The organism is Morganella psychrotolerans (assembly GCF_001676055.1).
Taxonomy (GTDB): Bacteria; Pseudomonadota; Gammaproteobacteria; order Enterobacterales; family Enterobacteriaceae; genus Morganella; species Morganella psychrotolerans_B.
The window spans coordinates 175,095-196,097 of the sequence record NZ_LZEX01000042.1 but is presented as its reverse complement, the minus strand read 5'-3'; the positions used below and the strand labels follow the sequence as shown (position 1 = coordinate 196,097).

26 protein-coding genes and 1 pseudogene are annotated in these 21,003 nt (G+C 49.9%); 11 read left to right on the top strand and 16 right to left on the bottom strand.

The window, feature by feature from the left end; all coding sequences use genetic code 11:
- Positions 1–2: 2 nt before the first annotated feature.
- From tldD to AYY17_RS16525, 3 genes are read left to right on the top strand one after another with little or no spacing between them, the layout of a single operon-like run.
- Positions 3–1,448: a metalloprotease TldD gene (tldD, locus tag AYY17_RS16535; RefSeq protein WP_067401357.1), complete on the top strand. Its 1,446-nt coding sequence runs from the start codon at positions 3–5 to the stop codon at positions 1,446–1,448.
- The gene (locus tag AYY17_RS16530) at positions 1,448–1,915 is read left to right on the top strand and encodes a ribonuclease domain-containing protein (RefSeq protein ID WP_067401359.1); all 468 of its coding nucleotides are present in this window, start codon (positions 1,448–1,450) and stop codon (positions 1,913–1,915) included. Before tldD ends, AYY17_RS16530 begins: the two co-directional genes overlap by 1 nt.
- A 3-nt stretch (positions 1,916–1,918) precedes the next feature.
- Positions 1,919–2,233 (top strand): barstar family protein, encoded by a 315-nt coding sequence (locus tag AYY17_RS16525; protein WP_082981431.1) that lies wholly within the window; start codon positions 1,919–1,921, stop codon positions 2,231–2,233.
- Here AYY17_RS16525 and yjgA read toward each other — a convergent pair.
- Positions 2,230–2,778, bottom strand: coding sequence for a ribosome biogenesis factor YjgA (yjgA, locus tag AYY17_RS16520; protein ID WP_067401361.1), 549 nt, complete (start codon positions 2,776–2,778; stop codon positions 2,230–2,232). The genes AYY17_RS16525 and yjgA overlap by 4 nt on opposite strands.
- A 174-nt stretch (positions 2,779–2,952) precedes the next feature.
- Here yjgA and pmbA point away from each other — a divergent pair, with 174 nt between their 5' ends.
- The gene (pmbA, locus tag AYY17_RS16515) at positions 2,953–4,293 is read left to right on the top strand and encodes a metalloprotease PmbA (RefSeq protein ID WP_067425431.1); all 1,341 of its coding nucleotides are present in this window, start codon (positions 2,953–2,955) and stop codon (positions 4,291–4,293) included.
- An 87-nt stretch (positions 4,294–4,380) separates the two neighbouring features.
- On the opposite strand, the gene AYY17_RS22595 is transcribed toward pmbA, so the two are convergent.
- From AYY17_RS22595 to AYY17_RS16450, 13 genes are all read right to left on the bottom strand, one after another.
- Positions 4,381–4,512, bottom strand: coding sequence for a hypothetical protein (locus AYY17_RS22595; RefSeq protein WP_268873069.1), 132 nt, complete (start codon positions 4,510–4,512; stop codon positions 4,381–4,383).
- Between the two features lie 110 nt (positions 4,513–4,622).
- On the bottom strand, positions 4,623–5,033 hold the full coding sequence (rnk, locus tag AYY17_RS16505; RefSeq protein WP_067425425.1) for a nucleoside diphosphate kinase regulator: 411 nt from the start codon (positions 5,031–5,033) through the stop codon (positions 4,623–4,625).
- A 193-nt stretch (positions 5,034–5,226) separates the two neighbouring features.
- On the bottom strand, positions 5,227–5,499 hold the full coding sequence (gene npr / locus AYY17_RS16500; protein WP_067366910.1) for a PTS phosphocarrier protein NPr: 273 nt from the start codon (positions 5,497–5,499) through the stop codon (positions 5,227–5,229).
- A gap of 3 nt (positions 5,500–5,502) precedes the next feature.
- Positions 5,503–6,354, bottom strand: coding sequence for an RNase adapter RapZ (gene rapZ, locus AYY17_RS16495; protein ID WP_067401368.1), 852 nt, complete (start codon positions 6,352–6,354; stop codon positions 5,503–5,505).
- A gap of 70 nt (positions 6,355–6,424) precedes the next feature.
- Positions 6,425–6,892, bottom strand: a complete 468-nt coding sequence (gene ptsN, locus AYY17_RS16490) for a PTS IIA-like nitrogen regulatory protein PtsN (protein WP_067425422.1) — start codon at positions 6,890–6,892, stop codon at positions 6,425–6,427.
- 120 nt (positions 6,893–7,012) lie between these two features.
- Entirely contained in the window at positions 7,013–7,300 is a 288-nt protein-coding gene (gene hpf, locus AYY17_RS16485) for a ribosome hibernation promoting factor (protein ID WP_067366918.1), read from the bottom strand.
- Positions 7,301–7,323: 23 nt separating this feature from the next.
- Positions 7,324–8,760, bottom strand: a complete 1,437-nt coding sequence (rpoN, locus tag AYY17_RS16480) for an RNA polymerase factor sigma-54 (RefSeq protein ID WP_067425419.1) — start codon at positions 8,758–8,760, stop codon at positions 7,324–7,326.
- A gap of 25 nt (positions 8,761–8,785) precedes the next feature.
- A complete protein-coding gene (gene lptB / locus AYY17_RS16475; RefSeq protein ID WP_067425417.1) occupies positions 8,786–9,511 on the bottom strand; it encodes an LPS export ABC transporter ATP-binding protein in 726 nt (241 codons plus the stop codon).
- A 6-nt stretch (positions 9,512–9,517) separates the two neighbouring features.
- The gene (gene lptA / locus AYY17_RS16470; protein WP_067425415.1) at positions 9,518–10,054 is read right to left on the bottom strand and encodes a lipopolysaccharide ABC transporter substrate-binding protein LptA; all 537 of its coding nucleotides are present in this window, start codon (positions 10,052–10,054) and stop codon (positions 9,518–9,520) included.
- Positions 10,035–10,616, bottom strand: coding sequence for an LPS export ABC transporter periplasmic protein LptC (lptC, locus tag AYY17_RS16465; protein WP_067425412.1), 582 nt, complete (start codon positions 10,614–10,616; stop codon positions 10,035–10,037). Before lptC ends, lptA begins: the two co-directional genes overlap by 20 nt.
- 40 nt (positions 10,617–10,656) lie before the next feature.
- Positions 10,657–11,220, bottom strand: coding sequence for a 3-deoxy-manno-octulosonate-8-phosphatase KdsC (kdsC, locus tag AYY17_RS16460; RefSeq protein WP_067425409.1), 564 nt, complete (start codon positions 11,218–11,220; stop codon positions 10,657–10,659).
- Between the two features lie 9 nt (positions 11,221–11,229).
- The gene (gene kdsD, locus AYY17_RS16455) at positions 11,230–12,198 is read right to left on the bottom strand and encodes an arabinose-5-phosphate isomerase KdsD (protein WP_067401380.1); all 969 of its coding nucleotides are present in this window, start codon (positions 12,196–12,198) and stop codon (positions 11,230–11,232) included.
- Positions 12,199–12,244: 46 nt separating this feature from the next.
- Complete coding sequence (locus AYY17_RS16450) at positions 12,245–13,207, bottom strand: calcium/sodium antiporter (protein WP_067425407.1); 963 nt, start codon at positions 13,205–13,207, stop codon at positions 12,245–12,247.
- A 597-nt stretch (positions 13,208–13,804) separates the two neighbouring features.
- Between AYY17_RS16450 and mlaF the strand changes: the two are divergent.
- The 7 genes and pseudogenes from mlaF to murA all read left to right on the top strand — a co-directional run bounded on the left by mlaF (position 13,805) and on the right by murA (position 18,777).
- A pseudogene (gene mlaF, locus AYY17_RS16445) lies at positions 13,805–14,607 on the top strand (phospholipid ABC transporter ATP-binding protein MlaF).
- A 7-nt stretch (positions 14,608–14,614) separates the two neighbouring features.
- Positions 14,615–15,397 carry a lipid asymmetry maintenance ABC transporter permease subunit MlaE gene (gene mlaE, locus AYY17_RS16440; protein ID WP_067425403.1) on the top strand — a complete coding sequence of 261 codons (783 nt, stop codon included), beginning with the start codon at positions 14,615–14,617 and terminating at the stop codon, positions 15,395–15,397.
- A 3-nt stretch (positions 15,398–15,400) separates the two neighbouring features.
- The gene (gene mlaD, locus AYY17_RS16435; RefSeq protein WP_067425398.1) at positions 15,401–15,913 is read left to right on the top strand and encodes an outer membrane lipid asymmetry maintenance protein MlaD; all 513 of its coding nucleotides are present in this window, start codon (positions 15,401–15,403) and stop codon (positions 15,911–15,913) included.
- 179 nt (positions 15,914–16,092) lie between these two features.
- Positions 16,093–16,722 (top strand): phospholipid-binding protein MlaC, encoded by a 630-nt coding sequence (mlaC, locus tag AYY17_RS16430; protein ID WP_067401389.1) that lies wholly within the window; start codon positions 16,093–16,095, stop codon positions 16,720–16,722.
- Positions 16,722–17,012, top strand: a complete 291-nt coding sequence (gene mlaB, locus AYY17_RS16425; RefSeq protein WP_067425395.1) for a lipid asymmetry maintenance protein MlaB — start codon at positions 16,722–16,724, stop codon at positions 17,010–17,012. Before mlaC ends, mlaB begins: the two co-directional genes overlap by 1 nt.
- A 189-nt stretch (positions 17,013–17,201) precedes the next feature.
- Positions 17,202–17,456 carry a BolA family iron metabolism protein IbaG gene (gene ibaG / locus AYY17_RS16420; protein ID WP_067401393.1) on the top strand — a complete coding sequence of 85 codons (255 nt, stop codon included), beginning with the start codon at positions 17,202–17,204 and terminating at the stop codon, positions 17,454–17,456.
- A gap of 55 nt (positions 17,457–17,511) precedes the next feature.
- Positions 17,512–18,777, top strand: a complete 1,266-nt coding sequence (murA, locus tag AYY17_RS16415) for a UDP-N-acetylglucosamine 1-carboxyvinyltransferase (protein WP_067425392.1) — start codon at positions 17,512–17,514, stop codon at positions 18,775–18,777.
- Positions 18,778–18,823: 46 nt separating this feature from the next.
- On the opposite strand, the gene degS is transcribed toward murA, so the two are convergent.
- Positions 18,824–19,909 (bottom strand): outer membrane-stress sensor serine endopeptidase DegS, encoded by a 1,086-nt coding sequence (gene degS / locus AYY17_RS16410; RefSeq protein WP_067425389.1) that lies wholly within the window; start codon positions 19,907–19,909, stop codon positions 18,824–18,826.
- A gap of 207 nt (positions 19,910–20,116) precedes the next feature.
- Positions 20,117–20,944, bottom strand: a complete 828-nt coding sequence (tauD, locus tag AYY17_RS16400; protein WP_156656732.1) for a taurine dioxygenase — start codon at positions 20,942–20,944, stop codon at positions 20,117–20,119.
- Positions 20,945–21,003: the final 59 nt, after the last annotated feature.

The window sequence follows — 21,003 nt, the reverse complement described above, 5'->3', positions numbered from 1 at the left end:
TTATGAGTTTTTCAACTGTTAGCAACGATCTGCTGACCGCCAATGGTCTTGATGAACAGGATCTGTTTTCTGTTCTCACTCAGTTGGCTGATCGTCATATTGATTACGGCGATCTCTATTTCCAGAACAGCTTCCATGAAGCCTGGATACTGGAAGATAAAATTATTAAAAACGGTTCTTACAATATCGACCAGGGTGTCGGGATCCGTGCGGTCAGCGGTGAGAAAACCGGGTTTGCCTATTCGGATCAGATAAGCCTTACTGCATTACAGCAGAGTGCTTCTGCGGCGCGCAGCATTGTGCGTGAGCAGGGAAATGGTCAGGTACAGGCGCTGAGTCGTGTGAATAACACCGCGCTGTATGCCGCGCTCGACCCGCTGCGCTCTATGCCGCGTGAAGAAAAAATTGCCCTGCTGCACCGCCTTGACCGTGTGGCGCGGGCTGAAGATCCCCGCGTTCAGGAAGTGAATGCCAGCCTGACCGGTGTTTATGAAGAAGTGCTGATCGCGGCAACTGACGGCACACTGGCAACGGATATCCGCCCGCTGGTGCGCCTTTCTGTCAGCGTGCTGGTGGAAGAGGATGGCAAACGTGAACACGGCGGCAGCGGCGGCGGTGGTCGTTTTGGTTATGACTATTTTCTCGGCACAGAAGACGGCGAAGTCCGTGCTGATAATTTTGCCCGTGAAGCCGTGCGTATGGCGCTGGTTAATCTCTCTGCGGTTGCGGCGCCCGCAGGTTCAATGCCTGTGGTATTAGGCGCAGGCTGGCCGGGTGTGTTACTGCATGAAGCCGTCGGGCATGGCCTGGAAGGTGATTTTAACCGCCGCAATTCATCTGTATTCAGCGGGAAAATAGGTCAGCAGGTTACATCAACACTGTGTACGATTGTTGATGACGGCACCATCAGCGACCGCCGTGGCTCACTGGCGATTGATGATGAAGGCGTACCGGGTCAATACAACGTATTAATCGAAAACGGTATTCTGAAAGGATATATCCAGGACAAACTGAATGCGCGCCTGATGGGTGTCGCACCGACCGGTAACGGCCGCCGTGAATCCTATGCCCATATGCCGATGCCGCGCATGACAAACACTTATATGCTGGCGGGTGAATCGTCACCGGAAGAGATTATCGCAAGCGTGAAAAATGGTCTGTATGCCCCGAATTTCGGCGGCGGTCAGGTGGATATCACGTCCGGGAAATTTGTTTTCTCCACATCGGAAGCGTACCTCATTGAAGACGGTAAAATTACCAAACCGGTGAAAGGCGCGACACTGATTGGCTCGGGTATTGAAGCTATGCAACAGGTTTCGATGGTCGGTAATGACCTGAAACTGGATAAAGGCGTGGGTGTCTGCGGAAAAGAGGGGCAGAGTGTCCCTGTAGGTGTCGGACAGCCTACTCTGAAGCTTGACAGTATCACAGTCGGCGGTACGGCGTAATGATGCAGAAGTACGGCACGCTGGTGATTGTCCTGATCGTTGCCGTCTCTGCCTGGCTGGCGGGGTTACCGGGACAATTTATTGAAACCCGCCCGTCAGAGCCGGTCCCGCAACGGACAGAACAGCCGCAGGCGATTGATGCACTGACGGAAAAATCCCGCGTGGTGAGTTATGTGCAGCAGCACCAGCAGTTACCGGATTACTATGTAACCAAAAAAGCGGCGCGGAATGCGGGCTGGCAGCCATCAAAAGGGGATCTTTGCGAGGTGATGCCGGGTAAAGCTATCGGCGGTGATCGTTTTGGTAACCGCGAAAAAGGCTTGCCGGATGCCCCTGCGCGGCAGTGGTTTGAAGCAGATATCAATTATAACTGCGGACACCGCGGCAGTGATCGCCTGCTCTACTCAAATGACGGACTGATTTATGTGACCACAGATCATTACCGTTCATTTCAGAAGGCAGGGTAATGCATGACGGCTGATACAAACGCGACAGAGATAAACACCGTGCATTTTGATTTCCGTATGATCCGGACCACAGAGGATTTTTATCAGCAATTTCGTGATAAATTTTCCCTGTTTCCGGAGTTCGGACATAACACGGATGCATTATGGGATATGTTAACAGGCGCAATTGAGTTGCCTGTTACGCTGGTGTTTGAGCATATTACTGCGCGTCAGCGGCGGTTGTTCTCGGCGGTGATTGCCACTTGTCGTGATGCAGAGGAAGAGTGGCCGGGGGATATTCAGCTGATACTGACCCCCCTGACCATGCGGGCGGATTAAGCGGTTTCAGCCAGTTCTTTCAGATACTGGAACAGCTGGCGGTACGCTTTCGGGGGTTTATTCCCTTCGCGTTCTTTTTTCGCATTACGGATAAGTGAACGCAGTTGCTGACGATCAAGGTGCGGGAACAGATCGATAGCTTCTTCTGCCACACTGTCGTCACCGGTGACCAGACGTTCACGCAGATCTTCCAGTTTATGCAGCAGAACGACCTGCTGGTTATGGCGGTTTTTCAGTTTATCCAGTGCCGTGATGATGGGATCCATGTCACGGGAGCGCATTAGTTTACCGATGAGCTGTATCTGACGGCGAAGGCCTTCACGTTTAATTTTTTGTGCCAGCAAAATGGCATCGAGTAATTGTTCATCCAGCGGAATACGTTCCAGCTGTGCTTTACTTAACGCAACCAGTTCGGCACCGAGTTTTTTCAGGATTTCCGCATCGCGTTTGATTTCGCTTTTGCTGACCCAGATAATCTCGTCGTCTTCTTCTTCCTGAGGAAGGGCTTCGGGTTCTTCAAACCAGGTTTCAGGCTGCTTTGCCATAATAGTATTTCCTGTGGCGAAACACAGAGCAGCATGACGCCGGATGATCTCTGTGTTTGTGAGTGTTAACATTCGTATATTAGCTATTGTAACCGGGGAAAAGGCCGGATAACACCTATTAGCTACCTGATTGGCTGAACGGCACCCTTAATTTATTAGATTGGAACCTGATTGATGAATATCACTTCTCAGATTATGGCGCAACGTACGCGTCTTGAACAGGCAGTTCAGCAGGCACTGAGTATTGCACAAAAAGGTTGTGACAGTGCAGAAGTTGCTGTCAGCCGAACCACCGGCATGAGTGTCAGCACCCGTATGGGTGAGGTGGAAAACGTTGAATTTAACAGTGATGGCGCGTTGGGGATAACGGTTTATCATAACCAGCGCAAAGGCAGCGCCTCTTCCACCGATTTAAGCGACGAGGCAATTGCGCGCACGGTACAGGCCGCCATTGATATTGCAAAATACACATCAGAAGATCCGTTTGCCGGTCCCGCTGACCGTGACTTGCTGGCATTTGACGCACCTGATCTGCAACTGTTTTATCCGGCAGAGGTGAGTGCGGACCAGGCGATAGATTACGCCGCAAATGCAGAGAAAGCTGCATTGAGTGCTGACCCGCGCATAACCAATACCGAGGGCGGCAGTTTCAACAGCCATTGTGGTATTCGTGTTTTCGGTAACACGCTCGGGATGTTACAGAGCTATTGCAGCACCCGTCACTCAATGTCAGCCAGTGTGATCGCAGAAGAAAACGGGGATATGGAGCGCGACTACGCTTACACTATCGCCCGCAAACTTGAGGATTTACAGTCTGCTGAATGGGTCGGAAAAGAGTGCGCACGCCGTACATTGTCCCGCCTGGCGCCGCGCAAACTGGCAACACAAAAAGCGCCGGTTATTTTTTCACCGGAAGTTGCCACCGGGCTGTTTGGTCATCTGGTGGGCGCTATCAGCGGCACATCCGTTTACCGCAAATCAACCTTTCTGCTCGACAGCCTTGGCAAACAAATTCTGCCGGACTGGCTGACAGTCCGCGAGCTGCCGCATGTGATTGGCGGACTGGCTTCAACGCCGTTTGACAGCGAAGGTGTCCGCACACAGGATCGCCTGATTATCGAAAACGGTGTTCTGACTAACTGGCTGATGACAACGTACGCCGCGCGGAAACTCGGACTGAAAAGCACCGGGCACGCCGGCGGGATCCATAACTGGCACATCGCCGGACAAGGGATGGGCTTTGATGCCATGCTCAAAGAGATGGGCACCGGGCTGGTTGTGACGGAGCTTATGGGACAGGGCGTCAGCGGTATTACCGGTGACTATTCACGCGGTGCATCCGGTTTCTGGGTGGAAAACGGCGAGATTCAGTATCCGGTCAGTGAAATCACGATAGCGGGTAACCTGAAAGACATGTGGGCGAATATGATTGCCACCGGGGATGATATCGAAACCCGCAGCAACATTCAGTGCGGCTCTGTCTGGCTGCCGGAAATGAGTATCGCCGGGCAGTAATATCCCCACGTTAAAAACCTAAATTCCTTGTATGGCTACATGAAAAACCCTGACATTTACGTCAGGGTTTTTTTATGCCGGAAAGCCTTACATCATCAGCATAGCAATACTTTGACAGACAAAACTAACCTGGCGTTCAAGTCCGAACAACAGAGGGTAAGTGAATTCAGACGTCGGTGCAGGCAAACCAAAAAGGTAAGCAAGACTAAAGGAAGACATGAGATCTCCGTACTGAAAAGGATATACCGGCATCATGCATCAAAGGAGGGAAAAACGGAAGCTGCGCCCGCAGGTCAAAAGAAAACGGACGCAGAGTCGGCTAAAGCAGATTAGCGGTGTAATTCACCGGCGGCTTCAGGCTGATAGATAATTTCTAATACTTTGATGCGCGCAGAATCACCGTTCGGCATTTCCCATGAAATCTCGGTACCGACAGAAAGGCCGAGTAACGCCGCGCCCATCGGTGCCATAACGGATAATTGTTCAGCACTGTCTTTGAGTGATGCAGGATACACCAGGGTGCGGATGCTCTCTTTTTCACTCGACAGATCGATAAAACGGATACGGCTGTTCATTGTGACCACATTGGCAGGAATTTCTTCCGGAGGAAGAATATCCGCGCGATCTAACTCGTCGTTTAATGCAGCCGCTATGGCGCTGTCTGCGTAAGCTGGTTGTTCCAGCAGCTTATCCAGACGCTCTGCGTCCAGTTCATTAATAATTATGTTGGGTTTATTCATACCACACTCCGAATCATTTCCAATACAAAAGAACACCCCCACACCAGAAGGAGGGGGGTGCTCTTTTGAGAATTAATCTGATAGTAGGCTGTTCTCCCCTGAAAAGAAAGAGATCAGGATCACGAACCATCAGGCTGCGTGAATGAAACAGCGTATCAATTTTTTTTTAAGTAAAATATTCCGTTTAGTATAGCTAATCTTCATCAAAACCTGAATCGAAAAGGGAAATAATTGCCTCAATCGCTAAATTCTCATCAGGTCCTGTCGCTTCCACTTCAATAATACTGCCCTGTTCAGAATCGAGCATCAGCATCGCCAGTACACTGTCTGCGCGGGCTTCTTCATTTTGTTTATTACGAAAGATAACCGTTGAACGGAATGTCTGGATCAGCTCAACTAATTTCATCGCCGGTCGTGCGTGAAGCCCCAGCCGGTTTTTAATCTCAACCTGACAGCGGATCGTCATGGGTTATTTCCGTTTTTCCAGCGTGCGATGACGCGATTGCACGTTTTTACCCCGTGAACGGAAGTAGTCTGCCAGTTGCTCCGCGACATATACAGAGCGGTGCTTCCCGCCGGTACAACCGATAGCAACGGTCAGATAGCTGCGGTTGTTGGTTTCCAGCATCGGCAGCCACAGTTCCAGATAGCTGCGGGTCTGATAAATAAAGTTATGTACTTCAGTATGGCGGTCAAGGAACGCCGCCACCGGTTTATCCAGCCCGGTCATCGGCCGCAGTTTCGGATCCCAGTGCGGATTCGGCAAAAAGCGGACATCAAACACATAATCGGCATCAATAGGAATGCCGTGTTTGAAACCGAAGGACTCAAACACCATTGTCAGCTCGCGTTCGCGTTTGCCGAGGATCCGGGTTCTCAGCATTTCCGCCAGTTCATGCACCGACATCTCTGAGGTATCGATAATCAGGTCTGCCCGTGAGCGCAGCGGCTCCAGCAGATCACTCTCCTCGTCAATCGCACTTTCCAGTGACAGATTTTTGCTGGAAAGCGGATGCAGGCGCCTTGTATCACTGTAACGGCGGATAAGCGTATTGCGATCCGCATCTAAAAAAAGCAGTTGTGGTGAGAAACTGGCCGGTAATCTGGTCAGGGCTTCTTCAAAGACTTCCGGAGATTCAGGCATATTCCTGACATCAATACTCACGGCGGCAGAAATGTCGCGTGCTGTCAGTGTATCAGCAAGTGCCGGTAACAGGGTTACCGGCAGGTTGTCGACACAATAGAAACCCATATCTTCCAGCGCCCGCAGGGCAACGGATTTACCCGAACCGGAACGGCCGCTGACAATCATCAGCACCATGAGGGGACTCCCTATCGTTTCTCTTTCAATGGCATAATGCCATTATCTCATTGTCGTTAGCCGGCTGATATCATTCCGTGATGATACTGTACAGCTCTTCATCGCTTTGCGCCTGACGAAGACGGCGGCAGAGCGTTTTATCCGCAAGTTTTTTTGCGACTAACGACAGTGTGTGTAAATGGGTCTGACACTGGTCAGAAGGAACAAACAAGGCAAACAGGATGTCCACATTCTGATTATCAATCGCATCAAATGCGATAGCGTGTTCCAGGTGTAAAAATACACCACAGGCTTTGTGTGCCTCGTTGCAGTCCAGTTTTCCGTGCGGAATAGCAATCCCGCCGCCGATACCGGTTGTCCCGACTTTTTCCCGTGTGAGGAGTGCCTCAAACAGCGTGCTTTCCGGCAGGTTCAGTGCCGGTGCTGCCAGCTCACTGATTATTTCCAGTACACGTTTTTTGCTGGTGCAGTGAATATTATTGCGCGTGCAACTGATACTCAGTACATCGCTCAGGGACAAATTTGCTTCGTTATTCATTTCATTGTTCACTTAGGATCAGAATCCCGGATGCCAGGATGACAGCCGGGATCAGATTACTTCTTTTTTCTGAGAAGATTTAAAATATCTGCTTGTTTATGTTTAAACACACAGGCACTTTTAATGGTTTCTCAGTTTTTCTTTATGTTTTGATAACTGACGACCCAGCTTTTCAGCCATTTCATCAATTGCAGCATACATATCGTCTTTTTCCGCTGATGCGTGAAGATCCGCACCGTTTACCTGAGCCGTTGCCTCCGCAATTTTACTGACTTTCTCAATCCGCAGGGTCACCTGGACGCTGTTGATTTTATCGAAAAACTGCTCCAACTTTTTACATTTCGACGTGATGATTTCACGCAATGCTTCTGTAATTTCAACGTTGTGGCCAGTAATTTGTAATTCCATAGTGTCTTCCTTCTCAAATAGTATCAGATCAGCTGTTTGCGCTGATTTGAAGGCGGGATGGATAACGACTCACGATATTTCGCGACAGTGCGTCTGGCTACCTGAATGCCCTGTTCGGCAAGGATCTCGGTCAGCTTACTGTCGCTGAGTGGTTTTACCGGATTTTCAGCGGCAACCAGTTTCTTCACCAGTGCACGGATGGCAGTGGAGGAGGCTTCACCCCCGCTGTCGGTATTCACATGGCTGGAGAAAAAATACTTCAGTTCAAAAATACCCCGCGGACTGTGCAGAAATTTTTGCGTGGTGACACGGGAAATTGTTGATTCATGCATATCTACCCGCAGTGCAATATCAGCCAGCACCATCGGTTTCATATGCTCGGCTCCGTGCTCAAAGAAGGCCTGTTGTTCTTCAACAATGCAGGTCGAGACTCTGAGCAGAGTGTCGTTCCGGCTTTCCAGACTTTTAATGAGCCACTTTGCTTCCTGCAAATTGTTACGGATAAACTGACTGTCACTTTCATTGCGGGTCCGTGAACCTAACGCAGCATAATGGCTGTTTACCCGCAGACGGGGAAGGCTGTCTGAGTTGAGTTCAACGACCCACTGCTCCCCGTGCTTTCTGACAAGGACATCAGGGATAACATACTCTGATTCACCGGTGTTGACTACCAGACCCGGACGCGGTTCCATGGTCTGAATCAGATCAATGGCAGATTTTAGTGCATCTTCTTTTAATTTTGTTACCCGTCCCAGTGTCCGGAAGTCCCGGTTTCCCAGCAATGCAAGATGCTTATCCACAATCACAAGTGCGTCTTTCAGGCTCGGTGTGGTGTCCGGCAACATTTTTAACTGGACCAGCAGGCATTCCCGCAGATCACGGGCACCAACGCCGACGGGATCAAAACGCTGAATGCGTTTGAGTACCGCCTCGACATCTTCGGTGGTAACTTCATCATCCCCGATACTCAGGCGGATATCTTCCACCGGTACAGTCAGATAGCCGGTTTCATCGATGGCATCAATAATTGAGAAGGCAATTGCCGTATCGGTTTCGGTGAAGGGCGTCAGGCGGGCCTGCCAGATAAGATAATCCTGTAATGTCTCAGTGGTTTCGCCCTGATAGAGCGGAAGTTCATCATCACTGTAGTCACTACCGGTGCCGGATGGCGAGCCGGCAGTATAAATTTCGTCCCACTGTGTATCCAGCGGCAGGTCTTCAGGCAGTGCGGTTTGCTCAAGTGCCTCAACGCTGTCCATCTCTTTTTGCGGTTCAGCGTCAGCCGGTGTATCTATTTCCTGCTGATTATCATCCAGTTCCAGAAGCGGATTCGATTCCAGCGCTTCGCGGATCTCCTGCTGAAGTTCCAGCGTGGAGAGTTGCAACAAACGGATAGCCTGCTGAAGTTGTGGCGTCATTGCCAGTTGCTGGCTGAGTTTTAGTTGCAGACTCTGCTTCATTGCGGACACGGGCTCCTTACGGAAATTACAGGCGGAAACCTTCGCCTAAATAAACACGTTTAACCTGCTCATTATTCAGAATGGACTCCGGTGTACCGTGGGCTATCATGTGACCCTGGCTGACAATATACGCCCGTTCACAGACATCCAGAGTTTCGCGGACATTATGGTCGGTAATAAGAACACCGAGTCCGTAATCACGTAAATGCTGAATAATTTTTTTAATATCAAGTACCGAAATCGGGTCAACACCGGCAAAAGGTTCATCCAGCAGAATAAATTTCGGATTTGCCGCCAGTGCACGGGCAATTTCCACACGCCGCCGCTCACCGCCGGAGAGTGACTGACCGAGGCTGTCGCGCAGATGGCTGATATGAAACTCTTCCATCAACTCTTCCGCCCGGTTCCTGCGTTCATCATTGTTCAGGTCGTTGCGGATTTCAAGCACCGCCATCAGGTTTTGCCACACCGTCAGACGACGGAAAATAGAGGCTTCCTGCGGCAGATAACCAATACCTTTGCGGGCGCGTTCGTGCAGTGGCAGCAGCGTGATATCTTCGTCATCAATACTGATTTCACCGGCATCACGGGGAACAATCCCCACAACCATATAGAATGTGGTGGTTTTCCCGGCACCGTTTGGTCCGAGCAGCCCGACGATTTCGCCTGAACTGACTTCGAGCGTGACATCCTCGACGACCTGACGCCCTTTATAGGCTTTGGCTAATTTGCTTGCAATTAATTTTGCCATAAATCGTTACTTACCTTTCTGGCCGGTTGCCGCCGGGCTTTTTTCCTGAAGCTGTGACGGCAGCAGAACGGTTGTTACCTGTTTGCCTTTGTCACTGAATGCCTGCATTTGCTGTGTCGGCACAACATAGGTGATTCTGTCGCCGGTGATATTGCTGTCTAACTGCTCAAGATACGCATTTCCGGTGAGTGTGACCAGCTCGGTTGCCATCTCATAACGCATTTTGTTACCACGGCCCTTGATCGGTTTGCCGTTGTCCTGCATCTGATAAAACGTGACCGGATTACCAAACGCTTCGATAACCATTCTGTTGGAATCGCCGTCCGGACGGGTGACGACCACTTTGTCAGCCCGGATATCGATAGAGCCTTGTTTAACCGCCACGCCATCTGTAAATGTGGTGATATTTTTTTCTAAATCAAGAGATTGCTTTAACGATGTGACGGTTACCGGTTTCTGTGTATCCTCTTTTAAGGCGAATGCAGGGATACTTACAGTCAGGATCGTTGTTGCTATCAATGTATTAAGGATGTTTGCTTTCATTTGGGATCTCATAGTAAGTCTCTACATCTTTGATCAGTTCCGCATTGCGATGGCGTAAATTTCCCCGCATTTGCATCCCGACGGAGCGTAGTCCGGTGCCCAGAATTGTCACTTTATCATCAGAGCTGACATCCTGGGTTATCAGATTGACTTGCGCATTTTCCGTCGTTATCTGCTGTAACTGTGTGTCGGCGGTCAGACTGTTTATCTGCACATCACCATATAAATACAACATTCTGTCATTGGTTAATTTGGCCCGCTTTGAACTGACAGACCAGGTGGCGGTTTTATCAGGGTCATACGTGGTCAGTACCGGATTGGTAAACCATGTGATTTTTTCCTGAGCAAAATTCTGCACATCGTCTGCATTCAGCTTATACGCCAGCAGCCCCGTCGGTTCATACGCCAGGGTAGATGATGCTTTTGTCTTATATGTCGGTGTACCGTCTTCCACAATCTCGCCGTCACCGCCACCCATACGGGTTTCTGACAGGTTCCAGCCAAGCAGTCCGAGAACAATAAGGGCTAAAATGATGATCAGCCAAAGCTTAAATTTACTCATGAATTCCTTGGTAAAGCCAGTGTAATCAATGAATTATTATTCAGATGGATAAGCCTTTGGCATCATCCAGTTTATCTTGTGCCAGTAAAATAAGATCACATAATTCTCGGACCGCACCCCGGCCGCCTGCAATCTGTGTAATATAATCCGCTTTCGGTAATAACAACGGGTGCGCATCAGCGACGGCGACAGATAATCCGACCTCTGCCATAACCGGCCAGTCAATAAGATCATCACCGATATACGCCACTTGTTCCGGACGGAGTACCAGTTTATCTAATAGTTCGCGATACGCCAAAAGCTTATCACTCTGCCCCTGGTAAAGATGTGTAATTCCGAGTGTTATGGCACGATCTGCCAGTAGTTTGGCTTTGCGACCGGTAATTATCGCCACTTCCACACCGCAGGTGAGCAGGCAACGGATGCCATATCCATCGCGGACGTTGAACGCTTTCAGCTCTTCCCCGTTATTACCCATATAAATGAGCCCGTCAGACATCACGCCGTCAACATCACAAATCAGCAGACGTATTTTAGCGGCTTTTTCTATCACGGTTTGCTTTATCGCGCCATAGCAGGTGGCGACAGTGGCATTTTGTGTCATGGTAAATCCTTATACGACGCCGGCATGAAGTAAATCGTGCATGTGCAGAACGCCCAGCAGTTTATCACCTTCCGTGACTAATAATGAGGTGATATGACGTGACTGCATTAAATTCAGTGCTTCAACCGCCAGGGTGTTAGGGCTGATGCGGATCCCGCCCGGCGTCATAACATCGGCAATCCGGCAGTTATTCAAATCGACGCCGGCATCAAAAATCCGGCGCAGGTCACCGTCGGTGAAAATCCCCTGAATCAGCATGTCATCATTGCAAATGACAGTCATACCAAATTTTTTGCGGGTAATTTCAACCAAAGCTTCACGCAATGTGGCATTTTTTGGCACGCGCGGAATATCATCGCCGGTATTCATTAAGTCAGAAACCAGTAACAGCAGTTTACGCCCGAGTGCGCCGCCCGGATGGGAGAGCGCAAAGTCTTCTGCGGTAAAGCCGCGGGCCTGTAACAGTGCGATAGCCAGAGCATCGCCCATTACCAGTGTTGCCGTGGTACTGGTGGTCGGCGCCAGCCCCAGCGGACAGGCTTCCTGCGGGACACTGATGCACAGATGGATATCCGCCGCTTTCCCCATGGTGCTGTCCGGGTTGCCGGTCATACAGATAAGCGGGATGTTCTGACGTTTGATTACCGGTATAAGTGCCTGAATTTCTGATGATTCACCTGAGTTTGAAATCGCAATTATCACATCTTTCGGTGTCACCATGCCGAGGTCACCATGCGCGGCTTCTCCCGGATGAACAAAGAAAGAGGGCGTGCCGGTGCTGGCAAAGGTTGCCGCAATTTTATGCCCGATATGGCCGGATTTTCCCATCCCCATGATGATAACTTTGCCTTCACAGTGAAACATCAGTTCACAGGCACGGTCAAAATCATCATTGATATACTGCTCGAGTGACGCAAGACCTTCACGTTCAATATGAAGAACACGCTTACCTGCCAGTTGAAAATCAGTTCGGGACATCAGGTTTTTCTCACTTTCTGTGTGTGAATGGCTAAAGCTGTGCAGCTTAATAGCCCATAAAGAGGCTTGTCAGCCAGGCAATAAATCCGCCGAGCAGAATAATCCCTTTCAGCCGGTTCAGGCGCTGTTTCCGGCCTGCCGAAAAAAGAACAAAAAGAATACTGGCCGCTATCATAACCCAAAAGTCAGACACAAAATTGTCTGCGGTCATCGGGGTGGCAGCTAACAGGGCAGGGATACCGGCAACTATTGTGATATTAAATAATGTTGAGCCGATAAGATTGCCGAGAGCAATATCTTTTTCCCCTTTTACCGCCGCGGCGATCGTGGTGCAAAGTTCCGGCAGACTGGTACCGATTGCCAGGATAGTAAGCCCGGTTATCCGCCCGCTGATGCCCGCATAGCGGGTAAAGGCGACCGCATTATCAATCACAATCCGCACCGACACCGGCAAAATCAGTAATCCTGCGACCAGCCACAATAACGCAATCGGCAGACTGTTTTCCTGCGGTAGTTCATGGTTTCGTTCAGTTGTGAAGCCGTCATATTGGTCACGCCGGGCAATGGAGGCGATTCTCACCACTAACCAGAGGCTTGCCAGTCCCGCAAGCAGAAGAAATCCACCCTGAACCCGGGTAATACCGCCCGACCAGAGAAACAGCCCGAAAAGTGCCATCACCGCCAGCATAATCGGCAGTTCGCGGCGTAAAATAGCCGACTGAACACTCATAGGGCGGATAAGTGCCGCTAATCCGGCAATAAGCAGTAAATTGGTAATGTTGGAGCCGATAATAGTGCCGAGTGCCAGAGCCGGTTGCCCCTCAAGTACAGCGCCCGCAGAAGTAATCAGCTCAGGTAAAGACGTACCCAGACCGGCAACAACAATACCAATAATAAACGGGGAAATACCAAGCGCACGGGAAAAAATCGCCGCGCTGTAAACAATCCGGTCAGAAGCATAAACAAGCAATATCAACCCGATAAGTAAAAGGATGCAAGTGAGTAGCATAGCTCTCCTCCGGGCCGGAAATCGTGGATTATGATGAAGTGCAGGGTATCAGGTTATTGTACGGGGTGAGTCGCAAAAGTAAATCCCCGAATCCCCGTCATCCTTTCGTCCACAGATGCGTTGGCTGCGCTCGTCCACCCTGGTCACATACTTGAATCCCCGTCATCCTTTTGCCCACAGGTGCGTTGGCTGCGCTCAGATCCCCGGGTCACATACTTGTGTATGCTCCCCGGTGCTCTTCATTTGCCGCCTTCCTGTGAACGAAATGATTTAGGGGATTTCATGGTTTTTTTGAAAGGACAAGATTCAGGGGATTGTATTTTTTCTTTAAAAATAAAATCAGGCAGATATTCAGGGGGAAACTGGCGGGGAAATAAAATATAAGTACAATATCCTTTCTGTGCCGGGTGTTAAATTAATATACTGATACACTTATTTATTACTGCTTTTATCACGAATTTCCGGTACTTCCGGATAATTCAGATAGTATCGGCCGCATTTAAAGGCGAAAGTTGCCGGGATTTTTTATATTATGATGGGTCAGTCCGATAAGGTGTTGCGCAAACACGAAAAACATAACGTTAAGGTTGTGAGGTTATGAACCGACAGACGGAAAATATTATTGAGATCCGGAATATGTGCTTCCGGCGCGGGTCGCGCATGCTGTTTAATGATATCAGCATGGATGTGCCGCGTGGCAAAGTGACCGCTATTATGGGACCTCCGGGATCGGGAAAACGACACTGTTACGTCTGATCGGCGGTCAGTTACGTCCGGACAGCGGTGATATATGGTTTGACGGCGACAATATTCCGGCACTTTCACGCAGTAAACTGTATCAGTCCCGCCGCAAAATGAGCATGTTGTTTCAGTCCGGCGCTTTATTTACGGATATGACGGTTTATGACAATGTCGCCTTTCCGCTGCGTGAACATACCAGCCTGACTGAACCACTGATCCACACTGCCGTGATGATGAAACTCGAAGCTGTCGGTCTGCGCGGTGCGGCAAAACTGATGCCGTCTGAGCTATCCGGTGGGATGGCCCGGCGTGCGGCACTGGCCCGCGCTATTTCGCTGGATCCTGCTCTTATTCTGTTTGATGAGCCGTTTGTCGGACAGGATCCGATCACGATGGGCGTACTGGTCAAATTGATCGATGAGCTTAATCAGGCTCTGGGTGTTACCTGTATTATTGTCTCCCATGATGTGCCGGAAGTTCTCAGCATTGCCGATCATGCCTATATTGTGGCGGAGCAGTCTGTGATTGCACAGGGTACAGCAGATGAATTGCAGAATAATACGGAGCCGCGCGTACGCCAGTTCCTGGATGGTATAGCCGACGGACCGGTTCCTTTCCGCTATCCGGCGGGTGATTACCACGCTGATTTATTAGGATAAATGAGACATGTTGACACAGGCACTTGCTGCTTTGGGACGCCGTGCGATTGAAACGTGCGCGTCTTTCGGGCGGTCAGGATATATGCTGTTCCGTGCACTGTTCGGTAAACCACAGTTTGCCCGTCAGTGGCCGCTGCTGCGCCAGCAGCTCTACAGCGTCGGGGTGCAGTCCCTGCTGATTATTTCAGTATCCGGGCTGTTTATCGGGATGGTTCTGGCGTTACAGGGATACCTGGTTCTGAAAACCTTCGGTGCGGAAGCCAGCCTCGGCATGATGGTGGCACTGTCACTGTTGCGTGAACTGGGGCCGGTCGTGACGGCACTGCTGTTTGCCGGACGGGCAGGCTCTGCGCTGACGGCCGAAATTGGTCTGATGAAAGCGACTGAACAGTTATCCAGCCTCGAAATGATGGCTGTCGATCCGCTGCGTCGGGTTGTTGCACCACGCTTCTGGGCCGGACTAATCAGTATGCCGTTGTTATCCATGATTTTTGTTGCCGTCGGAATTTTGGGCGGTGTCATGGTCGGGGTGGACTGGAAAGGCATTGATGAAGGTTTTTACTGGGCGTCCATGCAGGCGAATGTGGAGTGGCAGAAAGATCTGCTGAACTGCTTTATTAAAAGTGTGGTCTTCGCTCTTACAGTGACCTGGATTGCACTGTTCAATGGTTATGATGCTATTCCGACGTCTGAAGGGATCAGTCGGGCAACAACACGCACGGTCGTTCATTCATCGCTTGCCGTGTTAGGGTTAGATTTCGTGCTTACGGCACTGATGTTCGGGAATTAAACAATGCAAAGTAAGAAAAATGAAGTTTGGGTCGGGCTCTTTGTCATCGTTGCGATTGCGGCGATACTGTTTCTGGCACTGAAAGTGGCGGATATCCGCTCTGTCGGCAGCGAAAAAACGTACCGGATTTATGCCACCTTTGACAATATCGGCGGGCTTCAGGCGCGTTCTCCGGTGAAAATCGGCGGTGTGGTGGTCGGTCGGGTCGACAACATCCGGCTGGATGAAAAATACAGACCGGAAGTGACACTGGATATCTACAGTCAGTATGACAAGATTCCGGACACCAGTTCTTTATCTATCCGCACTTCCGGTTTGCTGGGGGAGCAGTTCCTCGCACTGAATATGGGATTTGAGGATGAAGAACTGGGTACGGCAATTCTGAAAGACGGTGGCCGTATTCAGGACACCAAACCGGCAATGGTACTGGAAGATTTGATCGGACAGTTCCTGTACAAGAGCGGTGACAGCGGCAGTGAATCAGCCCCTGAAACAGCACCGGCAGCACAGCACTGATACGAAAAGTAATGTAAAACCGGGTGTTTTCGTGCTTCGTGCCGGAAAATTTGCATAATACTGTTTATACCCGACGTCATTCAGGATGCAGTTAACTAACATGCAGTTTGAATGAATAAGGGGATATATTATTCTATTCTCGCAGCGGGATACCGCCTGTGAGAGATCAGGAGTTAACTATGTTTAAGCGTTTACTGATAGCTGCAATGCTGGTTGTTATTGCCCCGTTTGCCGGTGCTGTTGATCAGACTGATCCGTATGCACTGATGGAAGATGCGGCGGCAAAAACCTTTGACCGCCTGAAAGCCGACCAGGCGCAGATCCGGGCGAATCCGGAATATCTGCGTACTGTGGTTCAGGAAGAGTTACTGCCCTATGTACAGATTAAATATGCGGGGGCGCTGGTATTAGGCTCATATTATAAAGATGCGACCCCGGCACAGCGTGATGCCTATTTTAAAGCATTTGAGGCTTATCTGGCACAGGCTTACGGTCAGGCACTGGCAATGTATACCAACCAGAGCTATCAGATAGCGCCGGCACAACCACTGGGTGATAAAACCATCGTGGCTATCCGTGTGACGATCACTGAACCGGCAGGGCGCCCGCCAATCCGCCTGGATTTCCAGTGGCGTAAAAATACCAAAACCGGTAACTGGCAGGCGTATGACATGATCGCTGAAGGCGTGAGTATGATCACCACCAAACAAAATGAGTGGGCATCAATTTTGCGTCAGAAAGGCGTTGATGGTCTGACAGCAGAACTGGATCGCAGTGCGAAAACACCTATCACACTGGATCAGAAATAATGACTGCCGCACTGACGTGGGAAAAACACAATGATGTGCTCGCACTGACAGGTGAACTGGATCGCGACACACTGATGTCGTTCTGGACCGTGCGTCAGGCGCAGATGAATAGCGTGCGGACAGTGGATGTATCCGGTCTGGCGCATGTGGATTCCGCGGGGCTTGCTATGCTGGTACGCCTGAACAGTGAGCAGGGTGATACCCCGCTGGTGCTGTCAGGTGTGAGCCCGAATCTGCAGATGCTTATTTCACTTTACGGACTTGCATCTGAATTCAGTGATAATGAGTGAAACTTAAAATACGGTAAATAACGCCGCGATCGATATAAATTTGCTGTGATTTTCCGTAAGGTAACTGCCTCCGGCAGCCATCATTCCGATGACTGCGCTGCCGGGGGCATTTTTAATGGTTTAAGAGTCCGGCATATTCGATTACGATAGTGCTTATAACGTACAATCTGATAACCAATTTGAGATATTATGGATACGAATGAAATCAAACAGGTGCTGATGAATGCATTAGCACTGACTGACGCAATTGTGACCGGAGACGGCAGCCATTTTCAGGTGATTGCCGTGGGTGACCTGTTCGACGGTATGAACCGCGTTAAACAGCAGCAGGCCGTTTATGCACCGCTGATGGAATACATTGCAGACAACCGTATCCACGCGTTGTCGATCAAAGCATATACACCAGCTCAGTGGGAACGGGATCGCAAACTGAACGGGCTGTAATCGCGGCCGGGCAAAGCACGAACAAAAAAATTAATGATAATGAGAGTGTCTACAGATGGATAAATTTCGGGTAAAAGGTCCTTCCGTTCTTCAGGGCGAAGTGACTATTTCAGGCGCAAAAAATGCTGCATTGCCTATCCTGTTCGCCGCAATCCTGGCAGATAAGCCGGTTGAATTACACAATGTGCCGGAACTGCGGGATATCGACACATCAATAAAATTATTAACACAATTAGGTGCAAAAATTGAACGTAATGGTACGACATTACGTGTTGATTCCTCTGATATTCATGAATATTGTGCGCCTTACGACCTGGTGAAAACCATGCGTGCGTCAATCTGGGCACTGGGGCCGCTGGTTGCCCGCTTTGGTCACGGTCAGGTTTCACTGCCTGGCGGTTGTGCTATTGGTGCGCGTCCGGTTGATTTGCATATCACCGGATTAGAGCAGCTTGGTGCAAAAATCACGCTGGATGAAGGTTATGTGAAAGCGGAAGTTGACGGTCGCCTGACCGGTAACACCATTGTGATGGATAAAGTCAGCGTGGGTGCCACGATCACCATTATGTGCGCAGCGGCGCTGGCAAAAGGCAAAACGGTTATCGAAAATGCGGCCCGTGAGCCGGAAATTGAAGATACCGCTGCATTCCTGAATGCGATGGGAGCAAAAATTACCGGTGCCGGCAGTGATCATATTGTCATTGAAGGTGTTGAACGCCTCGGTGGCGGCTCTCACACTGTCGTACCTGATCGTATTGAAACCGGTACATTCCTGATCGCCGCCGCGGTTTCACGCGGGAAAATTCTGTGCCGTAATGCCAAGCCGGACACTCTGGATGCCGTGCTTGCCAAGTTGCGCGAAGCTGGTGCTCAGATTGAAACCGGTGATGACTGGATCCGCCTGGATATGAAAGGTCAGCGTCCGAAAGCCGTGACATTCCGCACTGCGCCGCATCCGGGATTCCCGACTGACATGCAGGCACAATTCAGTCTGCTGAACCTGGTGGCAGAAGGTTCCGGGATGATAACTGAAACTATTTTTGAAAACCGCTTTATGCACATTCCGGAGCTTATCCGCATGGGTGCACATGCTGAAATTGAGAGTAATTCAGTTCTGTGCCACGGTGTGGAAAAACTGTCCGGTGCTCAGGTGATGGCGACAGATTTACGCGCATCCGCAAGCCTGGTACTGGCGGGCTGTATCGCAGAAGGCACAACGATTGTTGACCGTATCTATCATATTGATCGCGGTTATGAGCACATCGAAGAGAAATTGCGTAAGTTAGGCGCGAATATCGAACGTATTCATTCAGAAGAGTGATACTCAGAAGAAAGAGCGGATATCCGCTCTTTTTTTTGGATTTTTTTTAGTTCTGTCCGGCGGGCGGGGTAAACTCTTCAATCATCACATCGGCAGAATTCATCTGACCATTACGCAACAAGGTTACCGGCACCATACTGCCCGGACTGAGTTCTGCAACCTGATCCATCATCTCAAGTGGTGAAACGGTTGGTTTGTTATTGACGCTGGTGATGATATCACCAACCTGAATACCGGCCTTATCTGCCGGGCCATCTTTCGCAATCTGGAAAACACGTAATCCACTGATTTGATTGATGTCACTGTTATTCGTCCGGATCGGTGGCAGCTCTTTTGATGTAATGCCGATATACCCGCGGATCACCCGACCGTCTTTAATCAGCTTATTCATAATCCGCAGAGCCAGCTCAGCCGGAATAGCAAGACCAATGCTGTCACTCAGGCGTGAAGGATCATTACTGTCAAAAGACATGGTGTTGATACCGACCAGTTCACCTTCGGTATTGACCAGCGCGCCACCTGAGTTACCCGCCATTATTGAAGCATCTGTCTGAAGAAAATTCTGGCGGCGTGTCGGACTCAGCCCGACGCGGCCCATCGCACTGATAATGCCCTGGTTTACGGTTTGCCCGACATTGAACGGATTGCCGATAGCCAGTACGACATCACCCACATGAGACGGGCGTTTCGGGTTTATCGGGATCACCGGAAGTTTATCGGTGGTATTTATTTTTAATACCGCAAGATCTGTCAGGTCATCAGCGCCAATCAGCATACCTTCATACAGTCTGCCGTAATTGCCGTATTGCAGAGCTATCAGGATTTGATCCGCATTTTTGATAACATGATGGTTGGTCAGAATATAACCCTGCTCATTCATGATTACGCCTGAGCCGAGGGAAGTCAGCTCGGGTCCCTGCTGGGAAAGGCTGCCCATACTGCTGCTGTAAACGTTGACAACAGCGGGGGCTGCACGGCGAACTGCCTTGTTATAACTGACCGGCTCATCATTATTAAACAGATGATTAAACCACTGTGTGACAAATTGCGGGCGAATAGACGGGATGCTGACCAGCAGAATGGCAGCAACAATAAGTCCCATGAATACGGATCGCAATAATTTAAACCACATAGTGCTTAACCAGTGTTGTGAATTAAGGAAGAAAGGATTGCAGGCAGAATACCATAATCCTGATGATTAATATGTGGGTAAATGCCGTATTTTATGATGATAACCAAACAAATAAGCGCCGGATCCGCGCTTATTTTGATATCTGTTCTGACTGCTATGTTATCAGCATCAGACTGCGGATAAATTATGCTTGTTTACCGGTGGCAGTTAAAAGGGGATGTCCCCCGTCACTGTTGCGCGGTGCATGATACGGTGAGCATTTCCGTAATCGAAGCAGGCGAGATGCGCAGTGCAGCGATTATCCCAGATAGCCACATCTCCGTTTTGCCAGTGCCAGCGGACAGTATAGGTTGGCCGGGTACTGTGTTTAAACAAAAATGCCAGCAATATATCACTCTCTTCATGACTTAACTCATTGATACTGCTTGTAAAGCCCTCCGTGACAAACAGACATTTCTCACCGGTCACAGGATGTGTTCTGACCACAGGATGGCTCACCGGCGGATAATCCTGCACGGCTTTTTTCAATGATGCTTTTGCTTCTTTTGTCTGAGCAAAACGACTGTCAGGAAATGAACGGCTGATATCATGTTCCGCTGTCAGACCGGATAAAAATTGCCGCATGGGCGGTGACAGATCGGCGTAAGCACGGGTCAGAGATGCCCATAATGTATCGCCCCCGAATGCCGGAACCTGTACTGCTGACAATACGCATCCCAGCGCCGGTTTTTCCATAAAGGTCATATCGGTGTGCCACAGCTCATTGTCTTTTAAATCCAGCAGATGGCTGTCCAGTACAATGATTTCATTTGCTTTTTTATGAGAGGGATAAATCGGATGAATATGCAGCTGACCCAGACTGGCGGCAAGATCACGGTGGACTTCCGGTCCGATAAATTGTCGCCGGAAAAATAAAACCTGATGTTCGGATAATGCTGTTTGCAATGCAGTCAGTGTATGCGTATCCATTGCCGTGTTCAGGTCTGTCCCTATGACCTGAGCGCCGATAGCCGGCGTTAATTTTTGTATATCCATACTTATCGCCTCTCTGCTATTCCCGCCGTAACACGCAAACAGAACCAACAGGAATGATG

What these genes read in the sequence shown, in the direction of transcription:
- tldD (WP_067401357.1), top strand. Translation starts at nt 3, where the DNA reads ATGAGTTTTTCAACTGTTAGCAACGATCTGCTGACCGCCAATGGTCTT.
- AYY17_RS16530 (WP_067401359.1), top strand. Translation starts at nt 1,448, where the DNA reads ATGATGCAGAAGTACGGCACGCTGGTGATTGTCCTGATCGTTGCCGTC.
- AYY17_RS16525 (WP_082981431.1), top strand. Translation starts at nt 1,919, where the DNA reads ATGACGGCTGATACAAACGCGACAGAGATAAACACCGTGCATTTTGAT.
- yjgA (WP_067401361.1), bottom strand. Translation starts at nt 2,778, where the DNA reads ATGGCAAAGCAGCCTGAAACCTGGTTTGAAGAACCCGAAGCCCTTCCT.
- pmbA (WP_067425431.1), top strand. Translation starts at nt 2,953, where the DNA reads ATGAATATCACTTCTCAGATTATGGCGCAACGTACGCGTCTTGAACAG.
- AYY17_RS22595 (WP_268873069.1), bottom strand. Translation starts at nt 4,512, where the DNA reads ATGTCTTCCTTTAGTCTTGCTTACCTTTTTGGTTTGCCTGCACCGACG.
- rnk (WP_067425425.1), bottom strand. Translation starts at nt 5,033, where the DNA reads ATGAATAAACCCAACATAATTATTAATGAACTGGACGCAGAGCGTCTG.
- npr (WP_067366910.1), bottom strand. Translation starts at nt 5,499, where the DNA reads ATGACGATCCGCTGTCAGGTTGAGATTAAAAACCGGCTGGGGCTTCAC.
- rapZ (WP_067401368.1), bottom strand. Translation starts at nt 6,354, where the DNA reads ATGGTGCTGATGATTGTCAGCGGCCGTTCCGGTTCGGGTAAATCCGTT.
- ptsN (WP_067425422.1), bottom strand. Translation starts at nt 6,892, where the DNA reads ATGAATAACGAAGCAAATTTGTCCCTGAGCGATGTACTGAGTATCAGT.
- hpf (WP_067366918.1), bottom strand. Translation starts at nt 7,300, where the DNA reads ATGGAATTACAAATTACTGGCCACAACGTTGAAATTACAGAAGCATTG.
- rpoN (WP_067425419.1), bottom strand. Translation starts at nt 8,760, where the DNA reads ATGAAGCAGAGTCTGCAACTAAAACTCAGCCAGCAACTGGCAATGACG.
- lptB (WP_067425417.1), bottom strand. Translation starts at nt 9,511, where the DNA reads ATGGCAAAATTAATTGCAAGCAAATTAGCCAAAGCCTATAAAGGGCGT.
- lptA (WP_067425415.1), bottom strand. Translation starts at nt 10,054, where the DNA reads ATGAAAGCAAACATCCTTAATACATTGATAGCAACAACGATCCTGACT.
- lptC (WP_067425412.1), bottom strand. Translation starts at nt 10,616, where the DNA reads ATGAGTAAATTTAAGCTTTGGCTGATCATCATTTTAGCCCTTATTGTT.
- kdsC (WP_067425409.1), bottom strand. Translation starts at nt 11,220, where the DNA reads ATGACACAAAATGCCACTGTCGCCACCTGCTATGGCGCGATAAAGCAA.
- kdsD (WP_067401380.1), bottom strand. Translation starts at nt 12,198, where the DNA reads ATGTCCCGAACTGATTTTCAACTGGCAGGTAAGCGTGTTCTTCATATT.
- AYY17_RS16450 (WP_067425407.1), bottom strand. Translation starts at nt 13,207, where the DNA reads ATGCTACTCACTTGCATCCTTTTACTTATCGGGTTGATATTGCTTGTT.
- mlaE (WP_067425403.1), top strand. Translation starts at nt 14,615, where the DNA reads ATGTTGACACAGGCACTTGCTGCTTTGGGACGCCGTGCGATTGAAACG.
- mlaD (WP_067425398.1), top strand. Translation starts at nt 15,401, where the DNA reads ATGCAAAGTAAGAAAAATGAAGTTTGGGTCGGGCTCTTTGTCATCGTT.
- mlaC (WP_067401389.1), top strand. Translation starts at nt 16,093, where the DNA reads ATGTTTAAGCGTTTACTGATAGCTGCAATGCTGGTTGTTATTGCCCCG.
- mlaB (WP_067425395.1), top strand. Translation starts at nt 16,722, where the DNA reads ATGACTGCCGCACTGACGTGGGAAAAACACAATGATGTGCTCGCACTG.
- ibaG (WP_067401393.1), top strand. Translation starts at nt 17,202, where the DNA reads ATGGATACGAATGAAATCAAACAGGTGCTGATGAATGCATTAGCACTG.
- murA (WP_067425392.1), top strand. Translation starts at nt 17,512, where the DNA reads ATGGATAAATTTCGGGTAAAAGGTCCTTCCGTTCTTCAGGGCGAAGTG.
- degS (WP_067425389.1), bottom strand. Translation starts at nt 19,909, where the DNA reads ATGTGGTTTAAATTATTGCGATCCGTATTCATGGGACTTATTGTTGCT.
- tauD (WP_156656732.1), bottom strand. Translation starts at nt 20,944, where the DNA reads ATGGATATACAAAAATTAACGCCGGCTATCGGCGCTCAGGTCATAGGG.